Source organism: Lamprobacter modestohalophilus, from assembly GCF_016583905.1.
Lineage (GTDB): Bacteria > Pseudomonadota > Gammaproteobacteria > Chromatiales > Chromatiaceae > Lamprobacter > Lamprobacter modestohalophilus.
This window is the reverse complement of the sequence record NZ_NRRY01000046.1, coordinates 15,331-29,429: the sequence shown is the minus strand read 5'-3', so window position 1 is coordinate 29,429 and position 14,099 is coordinate 15,331. Positions and strand designations below refer to the sequence as shown.

General features: G+C 64.9%; 17 protein-coding genes. 10 read left to right on the top strand and 7 right to left on the bottom strand.

Translation table 11 applies throughout. The annotated features are described in order from the left end of the window. The first annotated feature begins 1,035 nt into the window (after positions 1–1,035). The 4 genes from CKO42_RS20190 to CKO42_RS20175 all read left to right on the top strand — a co-directional run bounded on the left by CKO42_RS20190 (position 1,036) and on the right by CKO42_RS20175 (position 3,573). Positions 1,036–1,278: a helix-turn-helix transcriptional regulator gene (locus CKO42_RS20190; RefSeq protein ID WP_200247993.1), complete on the top strand. Its 243-nt coding sequence runs from the start codon at positions 1,036–1,038 to the stop codon at positions 1,276–1,278. 305 nt (positions 1,279–1,583) lie between these two features. Next, positions 1,584–1,895 (top strand): hypothetical protein, encoded by a 312-nt coding sequence (locus CKO42_RS20185; protein ID WP_200247991.1) that lies wholly within the window; start codon positions 1,584–1,586, stop codon positions 1,893–1,895. A 10-nt stretch (positions 1,896–1,905) separates the two neighbouring features. Continuing rightward, positions 1,906–3,294, top strand: coding sequence for an AAA family ATPase (locus tag CKO42_RS20180; RefSeq protein ID WP_200247989.1), 1,389 nt, complete (start codon positions 1,906–1,908; stop codon positions 3,292–3,294). 12 nt (positions 3,295–3,306) lie between these two features. Continuing rightward, positions 3,307–3,573, top strand: a complete 267-nt coding sequence (locus tag CKO42_RS20175) for a hypothetical protein (protein WP_200247987.1) — start codon at positions 3,307–3,309, stop codon at positions 3,571–3,573. Positions 3,574–3,715: 142 nt separating this feature from the next. On the opposite strand, the gene CKO42_RS20170 is transcribed toward CKO42_RS20175, so the two are convergent. After that, positions 3,716–4,447, bottom strand: coding sequence for a hypothetical protein (locus CKO42_RS20170; protein ID WP_200247985.1), 732 nt, complete (start codon positions 4,445–4,447; stop codon positions 3,716–3,718). Positions 4,448–4,676: 229 nt separating this feature from the next. Between CKO42_RS20170 and CKO42_RS20165 the strand changes: the two genes are divergently transcribed. The 6 genes from CKO42_RS20165 (at position 4,677) to CKO42_RS20140 (ending at position 9,010) form a co-directional block, all read left to right on the top strand. After that, positions 4,677–5,177 (top strand): helix-turn-helix domain-containing protein, encoded by a 501-nt coding sequence (locus CKO42_RS20165; RefSeq protein WP_200247983.1) that lies wholly within the window; start codon positions 4,677–4,679, stop codon positions 5,175–5,177. Beyond that, positions 5,174–5,848, top strand: coding sequence for a Crp/Fnr family transcriptional regulator (locus CKO42_RS20160; RefSeq protein ID WP_200247980.1), 675 nt, complete (start codon positions 5,174–5,176; stop codon positions 5,846–5,848). The genes CKO42_RS20165 and CKO42_RS20160 overlap by 4 nt, the downstream gene beginning before the upstream one ends. Next, entirely contained in the window at positions 5,848–6,489 is a 642-nt protein-coding gene (locus tag CKO42_RS20155; protein ID WP_200247978.1) for a lytic transglycosylase domain-containing protein, read from the top strand. The genes CKO42_RS20160 and CKO42_RS20155 overlap by 1 nt, the downstream gene beginning before the upstream one ends. Before the next feature lie 530 nt (positions 6,490–7,019). Beyond that, positions 7,020–7,247, top strand: coding sequence for a helix-turn-helix domain-containing protein (locus tag CKO42_RS20150; RefSeq protein ID WP_200247976.1), 228 nt, complete (start codon positions 7,020–7,022; stop codon positions 7,245–7,247). Further along, positions 7,237–8,328 carry a DnaT-like ssDNA-binding domain-containing protein gene (locus tag CKO42_RS20145; RefSeq protein WP_242479565.1) on the top strand — a complete coding sequence of 364 codons (1,092 nt, stop codon included), beginning with the start codon at positions 7,237–7,239 and terminating at the stop codon, positions 8,326–8,328. Before CKO42_RS20150 ends, CKO42_RS20145 begins: the two co-directional genes overlap by 11 nt. Before the next feature lie 4 nt (positions 8,329–8,332). Continuing rightward, entirely contained in the window at positions 8,333–9,010 is a 678-nt protein-coding gene (locus CKO42_RS20140) for an ATP-binding protein (RefSeq protein WP_242479564.1), read from the top strand. Between the two features lie 118 nt (positions 9,011–9,128). On the opposite strand, the gene CKO42_RS20135 is transcribed toward CKO42_RS20140, so the two are convergent. From CKO42_RS20135 to CKO42_RS20110, 6 genes are all read right to left on the bottom strand, one after another. Beyond that, a complete protein-coding gene (locus CKO42_RS20135) occupies positions 9,129–9,359 on the bottom strand; it encodes a hypothetical protein (RefSeq protein ID WP_200247972.1) in 231 nt (76 codons plus the stop codon). Between the two features lies 1 nt (position 9,360). Continuing rightward, on the bottom strand, positions 9,361–9,870 hold the full coding sequence (locus CKO42_RS20130) for a JAB domain-containing protein (protein ID WP_200247968.1): 510 nt from the start codon (positions 9,868–9,870) through the stop codon (positions 9,361–9,363). Between the two features lie 109 nt (positions 9,871–9,979). Further along, positions 9,980–11,056, bottom strand: a complete 1,077-nt coding sequence (locus CKO42_RS20125; RefSeq protein ID WP_200247966.1) for a DUF7146 domain-containing protein — start codon at positions 11,054–11,056, stop codon at positions 9,980–9,982. Positions 11,057–11,147: 91 nt separating this feature from the next. Next, a complete protein-coding gene (locus CKO42_RS20120; protein ID WP_200247964.1) occupies positions 11,148–11,459 on the bottom strand; it encodes a hypothetical protein in 312 nt (103 codons plus the stop codon). 126 nt (positions 11,460–11,585) lie between these two features. Then, positions 11,586–11,819: a hypothetical protein gene (locus CKO42_RS20115; RefSeq protein ID WP_200247962.1), complete on the bottom strand. Its 234-nt coding sequence runs from the start codon at positions 11,817–11,819 to the stop codon at positions 11,586–11,588. A gap of 392 nt (positions 11,820–12,211) precedes the next feature. Next, positions 12,212–14,098 carry a VWA domain-containing protein gene (locus tag CKO42_RS20110; RefSeq protein WP_242479563.1) on the bottom strand — a complete coding sequence of 629 codons (1,887 nt, stop codon included), beginning with the start codon at positions 14,096–14,098 and terminating at the stop codon, positions 12,212–12,214. Position 14,099 lies beyond the last annotated feature (1 nt).

Below are 14,099 nucleotides of genomic sequence, written 5' to 3'. Positions count from 1 at the left end.
CCTGGATCACCCTCCGAATCGTCAACCCAGCTCGGAGGATCGCTATTGAGTTCGAGCAGAAAGTCTTGAGCTTGCATCTGGGTCATCTTTTGGCCTCACAACGTTTGAGCGATCCGCGTTCCAAGCAAGACCGCATGTGTCGTCCGATCATAACCGAGTGCTGACAGAACAGCCTCGAGTGCGCTTGAACCTGACCACGAGCCTTGCCCAGCTCTCCCCCTTCCAAAGCGCTTCTACGGCTGTCTCGTACACACTGCTGTTTGATCAGGGCACTGGCGCTGCATCCTCCTCCACCTTCCCAAGCCTCTTACCGATGAGCGTAGCGAATCCATCCGACGCGCGTAGCCGAAGGCTAGCGTTCCTTTTGCCGCCATTGCTGGGCGAGTAGTGCGCTGGTTGGCCCACAGCAGGTTGATCGAGCCAGACGATGTGCGCGAGATGCTCGCTTGGGAGAACAGCGGCTTTACCCTGGATGCCGAGGTGCGCATTGCGACATAGCATCGCCCGCCGGCTTCGAACGCTTGTCGCGCGGCCATGATGGGCGACTCCATGTCTGGTTAGGCCTCCATTGCTGCCGATGACAACCAGCGCTGCACTGTTCCTTGATGGCCGATCGCAGACACTCACCAGCATAGAGGCGAAACCAGACAGGGTTGATTCTGCAGTTTCTGGCTGGGCTCCTCGCGTTGCCGCGGAGGAGGATGAGAAACGCCAACGCGGTTGCTCGATTCAGAGCGTTCTCCCTCTGACAAGAGCGGAGCCCATTCCTGGCTGCGGAGACCATCATGCACCGCCGCGTCGCGAAACGTGTCGAAATCGATGATCTTTCACTGTCGCGGGCAAAGCCGGATTGAGGGGATGCTAGCAAGGTCTTCAGCGTCAGGCTGCCCGCAAACGGCTTGAGAGCCCTGAACAGCCCTTCGGCCAAGCCCGATATTGAGTACCGGCGGCGCTTCCTGAGTACTGAAGACAGCACGTTGGGCGCGGGACCGATCCCCGCCCAGCACTGATCTCCACTATTAGGATGCCGTAACGATGCCTCATACCCTCTCTTTCTTACGCCGCCCCGAAGTCGAACGCCGCATTGGTCGCTCCCGCGCCAGTGTCTATGCGGATATCGCCGCCGGCCTGCTGCCACGCCCGGTCAAGATCGGCCAACGTGCCGTCGCTTGGCCCAGCCATGAGATCGACGCCGTCATCAGCGCCCTCACGGCCGGCGCGACACCCGAAGAGATGCATGCCCTCGTCAACCAACTGCACGCTGCACGCGTTCAGTGACGGAGGTGGATGCGATGATGAAGCCAGTCAGCAACGCTCAGCCGCCGTTCAACACCCCCTTGGTTAGGGATCGATCGCAGCCCCACTGTAGAGCCTGGTCGTGGCTGTTCAGACGCCGAGGGGGTCAAACCATGACGGCCTGCCAAGACTCAGCTCGCACGGTGGTGACGCCGGATGAACAAGCGGAACCGATCACAGACGACCAAAGGTCCGTATTGTCCCGTGCTACTGGTGCTAACCGTGCTACCGCATTGAATGTGCGACAGATTTCGAGTGCTACCTCCGGAGCACCTGAGAGGCCCCTGGTGCTACCCAACACGGGCCGTTCTCGCTCCGAGGCCGATGAGCAGGCGCACCGCCTCATCGCCAGTGCGCCGTCGACCTCCGAGTTCGTCGCCTTTGACGAGGATCGCCAGCGTCACGATGAGGCCCTGGCCTGGCGTCGCGGGCGCGGACTGCTCACGCTGCGTGATCTGGCTGATGAGCATCGGCGTCAGCACGGGTGCCGCCCCGGCTTGCTCGCGGCCCTGCCGACGGATCGGCTGGAGGGGCGCATCCGGACCGGGGACCACTTCGCCTCCAACCCTGCTGTCAACGTCGATGGCATCTGCCTCTGAGGAGCGGACCTTGAGCAAAACTAAGCAAGGCCTCCCCAAGCCGTGGGAGCAACACCAAGACGCGTTTCAGCGTGCAATCATCAGCCGCGCTGAGCGCGCGCTGCTCAGTGGTTTGATGATCGAGCCCAATGCCCTCTCGCGCATTGTGGATTTGGTGTCCCCAGCCGACTTTAGCAACGACGACCACGGCGAGGTATTCGCCGCGATCCTGGCGCTGAGCGATGACGGCATTGCACCCGAACCGGAAACGCTGATGAACGCGCTCAACGACCGCCGTAAGCGCGAGTTGATCGTCTCGCTGTTCGCCGATGCCACCACCGCGGCCAATGCCACTCACGATGCCAAGTGCATTCAAGCCGCCGGTGCCAGACGGCGTCTGAGCACCTTTGGCGGCCGTCTGGCCGAGCGGGAGGACGGACGCCATCCGGCTGAGCTGATCGAATGGACACGCGTTGAATTGGACGCCCGGGCCGTCGATGAACCGATGATCGAGACCCGGTCACCGCCGCGCCGCGCGCTGATCCCATCCGAGGAGGAGATCGCCCGCGGGAGGTTGGCACCGCGCTGCATCGTGGACCGCTACCTGTATGCCGATGTGGCGCAGGTGGTCGGCCCCAGCGGTACCGGCAAGACCACCCTGCTGCTCTATGAGGCCGCGATGATCGCGCTGGGCGCGCCGCTTTGGGGTCTGCGGATCGAGCAACCCGGCTGGACGCTGTTCGTGACCGCTGAAGACCGCCGCGAGCGCCTCCTGGCCCGCCTGCGCGAGATCGTCGCTGCGCTCAAGCTGTCCGAGGCCCAGCGCCGCCGCGTGTTCGACAGTGTGATCATTTGGGATCTCTGTGGCTCCAGCCTGAAGCTGACGCCGTTGATCCAGGGCAATGTGGTGCTCACGCGCCTCGCGGATGACCTGGGCCGCGCCTATCGCGATGACCGCCCGGCGGTGGTGACCTTCGACCCGTTGGTGTCGTTCGGCGCCAGTGAGCAGGCCGTGAACGACAACGAACAGGCCTTGATCACCTCTGCTCGGCGCATTGTTCGCACCCTGGACTGCTGCGTGCGTTTCGTTCACCACACCGGTCAGGCGAATGTCCGCGCCACGACCCTGGACCCGTACAGTGGCCGAGGGGGATCGGCGTTAGCCGACGGCTCGTGCATGACCACCGTCCTCCAAGCCTGGAATCCCGATGACGAGAGCCACCGGCGACCGCCCCCCGGCTGCAAGCCCGATCCCGAGAGCAGCCTCATGATCCTGACCAGGGCTAAGCTGAGCGATGCACCGCCCCATCTGCCGGAGTTCTGGATCAAGCGCACGGGCTACGCTTTCGAGCGCTTCGTGGAGCTGAAGCGCTCGCCGGAGGAGGCGGCCGCTGATCAGGCGGATCAGCTGGAGCATTAGCTCGACGCGCAGTTGTCGGCCGGTCGCTACTGGACCGCCAAGCAGCTCGAGACTGTGGGCGAACTGGGCATGACCCGTGCCGAGCTGCGCAAGGCCATCGCCAGGCTGGAGGTGTCCGGTCGCCTGATCGCGGTACCGCTGCCGAAGGAGCACCGCCACGCTCAGCGCAAGACGTTCCTGTGCCCGATCCAACGCGCCAACGCGCTTGATCAGCCCGACGCGTTAACGCTGAAAGCCTCGGCACTGGAGGTCGACATCTCGATGCCGGAGGGCGATTGATCCGACGGCAGCCGCGTGGGTGGCCACTCGCATGGATGAAACGCAGCCTTGCCTCAGGCAGGCAAGCGCTGTTTGAGGCAGGGTGTTCTCTGGCCAGGCTATCGCAAAGCGATCAGCCTGAACCCGTCGGTGCCTAGCCTCATCAGCCTGAACGCGATGCCGCGGTCTCCGAGATGGACGTCTCGGAGACCGCTCGCTGCCGATCCTGTTCACCATCCTCGGCTTCAGCGGGCGGTGCCGTCACTTGCGTGTCGTCCTCTCTATCGACCAGCGAGCCCGTTGCCAGGATCATCGCTTCGGTCTCGGCATCAGCCCGCTTCAATGCATCCTCCTGGTCCGCACGCTCGACTGACGCGCGGCCGCGGCGCTCGAGATCAATCAGATCCCGCCCGAGCCCATAGACCAAGCGGCGCAAGTCATGGGTCAGGTTCTTGCGCAGCTTGTTGTTGATCACTCCCGCGAACCAGAGCCCATCGAGCAGCATCAAGGTCTGATCCAAGCGCAGGATCAGGCGTACATATTGCGCCAGTGCGGGCGAGGAGACCTGCAGGGTGACCTCACGCGGATTGGTATAGCGCGGCAGGGGCACACCACCCTCGGCATCGGCGAGGACTTTCAGCCGTGCATGCTCATTGTTCAAACGCTCAGCGACAGCAGCGATCCGGCTCGAGACCAGATCTTCAATCTGATCCATCTCCGTCTCCTCGGCCAGAATGCGTAGCACCACCGAGATCGAGTACAGCGCCTTGACAACGAGCATGAACGAATGCCCACGCTGCAGCACGTATTGGGCATTCTGGCTATGGATGGTGAGCGTTTGCTCAAGGACGGGTTTGGAAAAGGCGCGCTTGGAGGTGGGTGTTTGCGAAGCCATGAACTGTATTCCGCTGAGAGAGAGAGGGTCCAGTCTGACGTCATGACGACCCACCTCGCAGCATTGAAAAGTGCTGCGAGCGCATCGCTTTCGCGAGCCGCGATCGCTAACACCTGCATTGAGGGAGGGACATCGAAAAAGACGTCAAAAATGACGATCTTTTAACGTCGCGGATCGTGCCTTGCGGCTATAAAGTGTAAGGGAATACCCGTACAAGGAGTCTTATCCCATGTCGCATTCCCTCACGATGACCCGCGAGGCCCGTCAACGTTATGTGGTTCAACGTGCACGCCAAGCGCGTGGCCTCACGCAACGCGAGCTCGGGCAACGCGTCGGTGTGTCTCCAGCGACCATCTCTCAGTTGGAGAATGGTCGAAAATCGCTCGACCCCAGGTTGGCCGAACGACTGGCCAACGCACTCCAATTGCAGGGTCAGGCGCTGCAGCAGTTGCTCAACACCGACGACAATGCCGAGTGGCGACGCTGGATCTGGCATTCGCGCTGCACCCCGAACGAGAAGCTGTTGTTACTGGCCCTGCTTGATCGCTCCGCGCAGGCCGCCGAGACCAAGGTCCTGGTCAAACAGACCGGGCTCCCGGAGGGCACCGTGCGTGGACTCACCGAGGACTTGCATCGCTGCGGCCTGCTGCGCCGCGTCTTCGACAGTCAAAGCGGTGAGCAGGCCTGGTGCTTTGCATTGACCCCGGCCCATGGAGGACTCCAACCATGAGGCCAAGCAGCAACGGACAGACGGAACGGCTCAGCGTGTTACAGCAGCGTCTGCTCGCCTATGGGGTTGAGCATGAGGTCAATACCGGTGAGCAGTTCGATGTGCGCCTGGCACAGGCCTGCATCGGCATTGTGCTGCGCGGGCAATTGCGGGTGATCTGGGAGCAGGATGGCGAAGTGTCGGACATCGCGCTCTTGCGCACGGGCGACTGGGTCAATGCACAGGGCTTTCTGCTCGAGGAGACGTCTGCCCACACCGTCTATCGGGCCGCTGCCTTCACGCGGCTGTTGTTGATCGACATCGCTCAGCTGAATGCACGACTCGCTGATGGGGTGTTAGCGGAACTGCAAGCCCCGTTGCACCAGGCGTTGGCCCGGTATTTGACTCGGCAGATGACGACACTGTCCGCACGGTTGCATCAGGTCCGCTTTGCTGACACCGAATCCCTCATCCTGCAGGTCTTGCAGGAGGCAACGACCTGGCCGTCTGCGATGTCGCACCCGGATGGGACCTTGGTGATGGCGCCCTGCAAGGTCATTGCAGAGCGGATCGGCTGTGCGCGTGCAACGGTCAGTCGACTACTGGGGGACCTGATGCGCGCGGGCCGGCTGCGCCGTGAGGGACGTCGGCTGCTGTTGCTCGACGAACCGTTGGGCGCGGAGCAAGGATGATGTCGGCGCACGCTCGAGCTGGGCGTGGCTTGCTCCTCGTCATGATGGCCCTCGCCCCGCTGACGTCGGACGCCAACATGGCGCCTGGGCTCGAGGCGTTTGGTTTCGAGGCGCCATTAAGGCAGAGAGAGCTGCTGCCAGCCTGGCAGCAACGGAGCGCGGCTGTGCCGGAGGCTGAGCCCTCACGGCGGGCCTCCGCGCCCAGCATCCGTCACATCCGCGAGCGCCGTGCGTTGCCGACGACGATCGCCACGCGGCGGGCACGTTATGCCGCGCTGGTCGAGGCCGAGGCGACGCGCCAGGGCGTCGATGCCGAACTGGTGCATGCGGTCATCCGCGCTGAGTCGAGCTATCGGCCGCGGGCTGAGTCACCGGCGGGTGCCCGCGGCCTGATGCAGCTGATGCCGGCCACCGCGCGCCGTTTTGGCGTGACCGATCGCTGGAGCCCGGCGGAGAATCTTCGCGGAGGGATCGCCTACCTGAAGTTTCTGATCAAGCACTTCGACGGCGACTTGTCGCTGGTCCTGGCTGCTTACAACGCCGGGGAGGGCGCCGTTGCGAAGTTTGGCAATCAGATTCCCCCGTACCGAGAGACGCGCACTTACGTCCGTCGGGTGCTCGGATTCCTGGGGTCGGGGTAGCCTGTGTTGATAGCGTCGAACGCCTTGGCCTGCGTCAGCCACCACAAAGCTGCGCGTGCCAACGCGTCACTGACGCACAGGGGGTGGCACCCGGGCAAGGCGCACGACGTGCGAACGGACCTGCAGCCAGAGGCTCTGCCCGATCAGGCGCCAGAAGCTGGCTAGATGAGGTTCGTCCTTCCACTGGGCCGCTTCCCGCGCTTGGTTGTCTCGGTCACCGACCGACTCCCGAGGTGCCAGAGGCTCCTGAGACACGCACAGACAGCTGCAACGATCTGCCGTGCAGGCCGGATGACACCTTCCAGCGAAGACCATCAACCGCCGCGCTCCGCGTGTCATTGGGGGGGCGTCGCAAATCACGCCCAAAACGCCAACCTTTCGCTATCGCGCCTTCGCGCACCGCTGCTTAACCTGACGCCATCGTTCGCGACCCTCCCTCAGCCTTGAAGGCATCAGAGGGATGCGGCGAACGGATACCGGTGCTCGTCCATCAGGACGAGCGGTTTCAACGCCTTCAGTTGAGGACAGCGATGCCGACCGTTCTTGCCCGAAATGTTGCCCGCCGGCGCCACGCGCTCGGTTATTCCCAACTCATCCTCGCCCACCATGCCGAGATCAGCCAAAGCTGGATCTCGCGCATCGAGTCCGGCGAAACCCCCTCGCTTGGCATGCTCAGCAAGCTTGCCCGGTACCTGAAGACCGACGTCAGCACCCTGTTGGCTGACCCCGACCAGAGGAGCCCCCGCCATGCCCGCTGATCCCCGTACCTGGGTCTGGGACTGCCGCGGTCTCACGCCCGCGCAACGTCTCACCTTGTTTGCACTCAGCGACCAGGCCGATGCCGATCAGGGCACTTGCCGGATCTCGCTGTCCGAATTGGCCGAGCAGACCGAGCTCAGCCGCCGCGGTGTGATCAAGGCGCTCGGCGAACTCGATGGACGCTTTATTGATCGCGAGCGTGGTGGACCCGGTCGCCGCACCCGCTATCGCCTGCGCTGGGACGATGCTGTGGCGGTGTTGCCAGCGCAGTCGATCAATGCCGCGGCACACGAGGTGTTGGACCTGAGCCTGCCGTCGACAGCGGCGCCGAGCATCGTGGTAGCCGTCACGATGCCGAGTCTTGGCGACCTCCCGGTACAGACGCTGATCGGCAACACGATGCCTGACCAACCCCAGCCCTCGCGCTCGGTCTCGATCACACCGAGCAGCAGCGCTAGGGCTTTCAGTGCACCCGCTGGTGAACAGTCTGCACCGGTCCTGCCTGAGGCACCCAGTGCCCTAGGGAACAGCGTGCCCACGCCTGGTGCCCGCAATGCTCTATCCACGCCTGAGGCACCCTGTGCACCGGTGCACAGCGTTCCCCGATCCGATGAACCCAGTGCACCAACTGGGGCCCTCAGTGCACCAACGCTAGTGCACAGCGTGCCCACCAACATCAACAACAACCAATCAATACAAGAGAAGGATTCTTCGATGTTGTTGGAGCAAACCCCGCGCACGCGCGCGAGCCAGACCGCGCAGCCGATCCCGGAGGACTGGATGCCCTCCGCGCGCGTCTACGTCTGGGCGGAGAAACAAGGCCTGACCAAGGACTGGGTCGATGCCCAGGTCGACGAGTTCGTCATCTACTGGACCGATGCCGGTGAGCGGCGCAAGAGCTGGGATGCCAGCTTCATCAACCGTCTGACCTGGCTCAACCTCAACCCGCATCAATCCACCCACAGCAGGAGTCGCACCGATGAGCGCATCCAACATACCGGCCTGGCTGACAAAGACTACGCTAGCGACGCGACTCCGCTCGAGGACATCCCCTGGATGCGAGCCGCTGCTGTCGGCTGAGGCGTTGGCCGAACACAGCCGTGCCGAGGTCCGCAAACTGCTTGCCGAGCGTCAGGAGGCCGCGCAGCGCCGCCTGGAGGTCGCTCTCGGGCGCAGTGGCATTCCACCGCGGTTCCAAGGCAAGACCTTCGCTGACTACCAGACCCGCGTGCCGCAGCAACAGCGCGCCCGCGAGGTCTGCAAGACCTACGCCGAGCGGTTCGTCGCCTTGGGCGGGATGAGTGATAATCTGCTCCTGCTCGGCGGCCCCGGCACCGGCAAGACGCATCTGGCCTGTGCGATCCTGGCGCAGGTCATCCGCGCCGGACACACCGGGCTGTTCATGACCGCTTACGAGGCCCTGAGCACCTTGCGTGAGAGCTATGGACCGCAGGCCCTGCGCTCCGAACGTGAGGCCATGGCCTTGCTGAGCGATCCCGAACTGCTCGTGCTCGACGAGCTGGGACTGGCGATCGGTCGCGATGCCACACGCCAGGCGCTCCTGTTCCAGGTCCTCAACGCCCGCTATGGCCAGCAGCGGGCGACCATCGTGCTCGGCAACCTGAGACTGAGTGAGCTGACCCAGTTCCTCGGCGAGCGCATCGTCGACCGGCTCTGTGATGGCGCCTCACCGGTGGTGAGCTTCAACTGGCCGAGCCACCGTCGACTGCGGGTGATCAACGGCACTGAGGTGAGCGAATGACGATGAGCAGCACAGGCCATGAGCGCTCGTGCCCATCCCGCATCGAGGCCTCACCGAGCCACAGACAACACAGGCCACACCCGGAAAACCGGATGTGGCCTGGAAGGGCGATCGACGATCAGGGGCTGGGTGGCGACAGCGACGAGGCGTCGTGCTCGACCCAGGTGAGTCCATCCGGACCCAGATGCGCGCTGCCATCCGTATCGCCGTCGCGGTCCTCGATCAGGGCGCGACAGGCGGCGGCATCGATCGCGAGCAACGTCACGGCGCTGTCATTGAGCCAGTCAACACCGGCGAGAAAACCCTGCAGGCGTGCGAGCGAATCGGCGTGGATGCGGATCTGCGCCATCTCAGAGCAAGCCCCGAGCGGCGAACGAGACCGTGCCTTCGCGCCCGACCACGATGTGATCGAGGATGCGGATCTCGAGCAGATCGAGCAGCGTGCTCAGGCGTTTGGTGATGCGTACATCCGCCTGACTCGGCTCCGGATCGCCGCTGGGATGATTATGGATCAGGATCACTGCCGCACTGCGATGGGCCAACGCGGCCTCGGCGACGATGCGTGGGTGTACCGAGCAGCCATCAATGGTGCCTTGAAACAGTACCGAGAGCTCGAGCAGCCGATGCCGACTGTCGAGAAAGGCGCAGGCGAACAGCTCGCGCGACTCCTGCGCGAACCGCAGGCGGCAATAGCGCTGCACGGTCTCGGCATCGCAGAAGGTCTCATAGGGTCGGCTCGGTTCGAGCACCCGCAAGGCCAAGGCGATCAGGCTCTCGCGCTCGGGCTCACTCAGATCCGTAGGCGCCAGGGCAGCAAAGCGATCGTTTGGCAGGGTGTGATGTGAACGTGGTTTGGTCATGATCGTGATGACTCCAGAGAAGACCGGCGCACGCGCCACCCCGCGGGGCGACACGGCCCCGGTCGGGTGTGTGATCAGATCGCCGATCGGCGATCCGTTGGGAAGCAGGTCAGGCCGCGCAGCCGGCTGCGCGCGACTGCCAGAGATCGGCCCAGTCCAGACTGGTCATGTCGGCCGGGATCGGATCAGCCGGTATGCGCAGCGTCACCGCCAACTGGGGCGTCAGCCGATCGCGCAGCGCCGCTGCAGCCCGCTCACCGGCCCCAGAGCGATCCTTATCGACCCACAGGGTCAGATGGCGGACGCCCTTTGGCGGCACGAACCGGGCCAGCAACGTCGCCGACAGGCAGGCCCAGACTGGCATGGCGCTCAGTGCCGAGGCCGCGAGCGCGGTCTCCAGGCCTTCGGCGATCCCCAGGGACTCGCCTGCGGGCATCAGGCGCACCGCACTGCCGCGCAGCGACCGACCGGCGATCGCCGGCAGGAGCTTGCGCGGCGCGGCCACTGGCGCCTTGCCCTGGCCATGGGTCTGCAGATAGGTGCGATGCAGGCTGATCGGCGCACCCGAGGGTGCCCGAACCAACGCCAACATCGCCGGGAAATGCCCACGAAGTACGGGACGCCTCTGCGCGTCACGATGCCAATAGGGCAGAGCCGGATGCAGCCGCAGGGCGTCAGGACCAAAGTCGGCGCCTTCAAGGCCTCGTCCGGCCAGATACCGCTGCAGTGCACCGGCATCCGGATGATCCGCAGCCAAAGCCTGCGACCAGAGCCGCTTGAGCGTAGCGCTCGAGCCCTGTCGTCGCGGCGGCGTCACGCGGTGTTGGCCGCTGATGGCCGGAGTGGCCCAGGCCAGTGCGCAAGCGCCCTGATCCGGGTCCAGACGCAACACCTCGGCCACACGCTCCAGTGTCTGCGGAAACGACCAGCCAAACAGCCATTGCAACAGGGCAAAGCCATCCGGAAACGCCCCGCAGGTCGCACAGATGCCACCGCCGGTGGTCTCGACATCCGCAAACAAGCGAAAGCCGTCGCCATGGACGCCACCATGGATCGGACAGGCCACATGCCGACCCGGTCGATCGAGGGCCGCGGCGAGCAGATCGCCCGCCAAGTGATTGAGTACGTTGCACCAGCTCGCCTGCTGGCAGGCCGCGCGCACGCGCGCTACCTCCAGTCGACGCATGAGTGATCTCCAAGAGGGGCTGGACCGGATCGTACGCATTGGCACGAACCGGGCAGCCGGGAAGGGGAAGGAAAGGCGTCTTGGACAGGTTTCAGTCGGCGCCGTTGACGGCATCGACCTGCAAACGACAGATCAGGATCGGCTGATCCTCGTCGTCGATGACCCGCAGCGGTGGGCTGATGACGTCTGCCTCGACCAGCGCCGCCAGGGCGCCGGCGGCCGGCCCAAACTCCGCGATCGCGACCTCTTCGGGCGCCAAGTCCAGATCAGGGCGATCCAGGGTTGCGACGGCGACGAGCGCACCGGGCGATTGCGCCTCGATGAGCAGGATCGCCGGACGTCCGGAGAGACGATGGCGCGACCACTGAATGCGGCAGCGACGTTGGTTGAACAGGATGCACATAGGACAGGCTCCAGCGGACATCGTGCATGGGTGACGGGTCCACAATGACAGGGTACACCCCCATGCGCTGTCCCGAGGGACAGCGAACGGGGTGGCGAAGGTTGACGCGGCGGACAGGGTGAAGACCTAGGCCAGTGCGGGCTGCAGACGCGGCTGAGCCTCACGCTTGGCGATCAACGCCCGGGTGCGCCGCTCATCGAGGATCAGGCGGTAGACCGCCTTCAGATCGGCGCGCAGCGCGCGCGGGTTGGGCTCAGCGAGCAGGTCGAACACCCTTGCCTGGGCCTCGGCAAGCTGCCGATTGCTGGCGGTGTCGAGAAAGGTCTCAAGGGCATGCCAGGTGTCACGGTTGAAGCGCATGGGTTGTCTCCTCAAACAGCGGGGAGACACCGGCCCCGGTGGGGAGAGGATCTCCCCAAGGGGTGGATGATGTGGCCACGCAAGGGTGGTTGGATAGGACGCGATTGAATGAGCCCAAACGGGCGGCGACACAGTGCGTCTTCGGTCGCCAACAGCGGTGATCGGCCACAGGCCAGATCACCAAGAAACCAGCCTGTCCCTTGCCCCAGTGCGCAAACGCAGACAAGGGAAAGGCCCCGGCCAGGGCCGGGACGGGGATGCGCCACAGCGCGAGGCGCCACAAGGCAGCAGGTCAACATGGCTGTCGAGCTTGCCGCCAAAGCGGCCCGCCCGACAGCGCGAAAGCCACCTGAACAGCGGCTGTTTCAGCCAGGCCTGGCAGAACGCGCGTTTCAGGCCGCCAGCAGCAGGCGCTCAGCGGCTCCAAACAGTTGCGTCTTCAGCTCGGCGATGTCCTGCACCTGGATGGCCGAGGCAAAGAGCCCGGAGACATCGATCCCAATGCCGATGCCCAGGGTCTCCAGGCCGGCGTCCGTGCATTGCGCCAACAGCGCGCGCGTGGCCTCCCGATCCGCCGGCTTGCCATCGGTCAGGACCAGGATCACCCGGCGGGGCTCCGGACGCGCCAACAGATCGGCGGCGGCAAACCAGAGCGCTCCATGCATGGGGGTGCCGCCACGGGCTTCTTGGACGAAGGCGCCGGCCTTGGCCCTGGCCCGATCACCGTGGCGCATCAGCGTCGAGATCCCGGACTCGCGTCCCAAGCGACTCGGGAACGCCGAGACCGCCAGCGACACGCCAGGGATGGCATCCAAGGCCAACGCCAGTGCCAAGGCGGACTCGAGCGCAATGTCCGAGCGCAGCCGCTCCAAGCCGTGACCGAGTGGCACCGGTGCGCGCATCGAGCTCGACAGATCGATCAGCAGATGCAGCGCGGTGTTGACGGCGATGCGTTCGCGCTTGCGTGCAAACAAGCGCGGATCACCGAGGGCAGCGCGATAGAGGCGCTTGCTCATCAGGCGGGTACCGCTACGCTGCGGCAGCGGACGATCGAAGCGCGACGCCTGCACCAGTCCCTGCAGCCGCGCCATCAAGCGGCGCGACTCGGGCTGCACGCGCGCGAGCAACCGCAGGCCTGCCGAGGCCGAGCCCTGATAAGGCTCTGGCCGTGGCAGGATGCAGCGCTGGGAGTCGGCGCTGGCACCCTCGAGCAAGGTCTTGACCTGAGCGAAGAGGTCACCGGGGAGATCCCCGGCGCTTGCGCTCAAGGCTTGTGTGATAGCCGCGTGTTTGGCTGGATCGCCGTTGTCCGGGGTCGCAGCACCCGTCGGCGCGCTTCCCGAGTCGCCGTGTCCGGAATCCGCACTGACAACAGCGTCGGGCTGATCAGCGAGTGCAGACGGCGATGCCGCGTTGGATGGCGCACTCTTGTCGAAATCGCTGTCCGAGTCCGTCTGAGTGCCTTTCCCGCCCGATGGTCCTGACGGGTGCCCATCGGTGTTGGCCGCATGGCCGTCGGTGGCTTGCGTTTGCTCTGATGCCGGCGCCTTGGATGGCTGGCCATCCGCCTCCGCGCCGGTCTCTGGAGGTGTCGGCGTTTCCGCTCTGGAGTCGGGCGTGATGGCCGTCTCCGCCGGGTCCGCTTGGCGCTCAGCCTCCAACAGGCAGCGAATGCGCCGGGCCAGCTCAACCGCCTCGGCGGTACTCGCCAGATGGCGTGCCTCCACCAGCAGACCCTGCAGCCGATGGACGGTGCGCGCGGGAAACACCGCACGAAGCACGCGCTCGGCCTGCTTGGCCGCTGCGGCGAGTCCCTCATAGCCCAGCACCTGATGGCGCAGGGCGAGGAGCAGATAGCGGCTCAGGATGCGTCCCGGATGCTCATTAGCCGCTGCGGCCCCGAGTCCGCCGTCGGCGAGCAACTGCGCGCAGACCGCCTGCAGCGTGTCACGCGTTCCCGGATAGGGGATCGCCAGCGCCTGCTCGATGCGCACATCCTCGAGGATGTTCTGCAGATTCGCCTGCAGCGCATCGCTCTCAGCCGCCGCCTGCTGATAGACCTCGAAGTCCGTATAGCGCAGATGACCGGCCTCATGGGCCAGATAGCCCCAGGCGACCGGCAGCAGTGCCCTGTTGTCGGGTAGGGCCGGCACCTGGATGGTGCGACCATCGGTGAAGGCCTCCTGGCCACCGACGCGGACCTCAACGCCGAACTTGCGGCCCAAGGCGGCCGCGACGATGGGCATGGCCTGTTTCAAAGAACGAGTCGACATTGTCATG

What these genes read in the sequence shown, in the direction of transcription:
- CKO42_RS20160 (WP_200247980.1), top strand. Translation starts at nt 5,174, where the DNA reads ATGAGGCCAAGCAGCAACGGACAGACGGAACGGCTCAGCGTGTTACAG.
- CKO42_RS20165 (WP_200247983.1), top strand. Translation starts at nt 4,677, where the DNA reads ATGTCGCATTCCCTCACGATGACCCGCGAGGCCCGTCAACGTTATGTG.
- CKO42_RS20155 (WP_200247978.1), top strand. Translation starts at nt 5,848, where the DNA reads ATGTCGGCGCACGCTCGAGCTGGGCGTGGCTTGCTCCTCGTCATGATG.
- CKO42_RS20150 (WP_200247976.1), top strand. Translation starts at nt 7,020, where the DNA reads ATGCCGACCGTTCTTGCCCGAAATGTTGCCCGCCGGCGCCACGCGCTC.
- CKO42_RS20145 (WP_242479565.1), top strand. Translation starts at nt 7,237, where the DNA reads ATGCCCGCTGATCCCCGTACCTGGGTCTGGGACTGCCGCGGTCTCACG.
- CKO42_RS20135 (WP_200247972.1), bottom strand. Translation starts at nt 9,359, where the DNA reads ATGGCGCAGATCCGCATCCACGCCGATTCGCTCGCACGCCTGCAGGGT.
- CKO42_RS20110 (WP_242479563.1), bottom strand. Translation starts at nt 14,098, where the DNA reads ATGACAATGTCGACTCGTTCTTTGAAACAGGCCATGCCCATCGTCGCG.
- CKO42_RS20170 (WP_200247985.1), bottom strand. Translation starts at nt 4,447, where the DNA reads ATGGCTTCGCAAACACCCACCTCCAAGCGCGCCTTTTCCAAACCCGTC.
- CKO42_RS20190 (WP_200247993.1), top strand. Translation starts at nt 1,036, where the DNA reads ATGCCTCATACCCTCTCTTTCTTACGCCGCCCCGAAGTCGAACGCCGC.
- CKO42_RS20115 (WP_200247962.1), bottom strand. Translation starts at nt 11,819, where the DNA reads ATGCGCTTCAACCGTGACACCTGGCATGCCCTTGAGACCTTTCTCGAC.
- CKO42_RS20120 (WP_200247964.1), bottom strand. Translation starts at nt 11,459, where the DNA reads ATGTGCATCCTGTTCAACCAACGTCGCTGCCGCATTCAGTGGTCGCGC.
- CKO42_RS20130 (WP_200247968.1), bottom strand. Translation starts at nt 9,870, where the DNA reads ATGACCAAACCACGTTCACATCACACCCTGCCAAACGATCGCTTTGCT.
- CKO42_RS20125 (WP_200247966.1), bottom strand. Translation starts at nt 11,056, where the DNA reads ATGCGTCGACTGGAGGTAGCGCGCGTGCGCGCGGCCTGCCAGCAGGCG.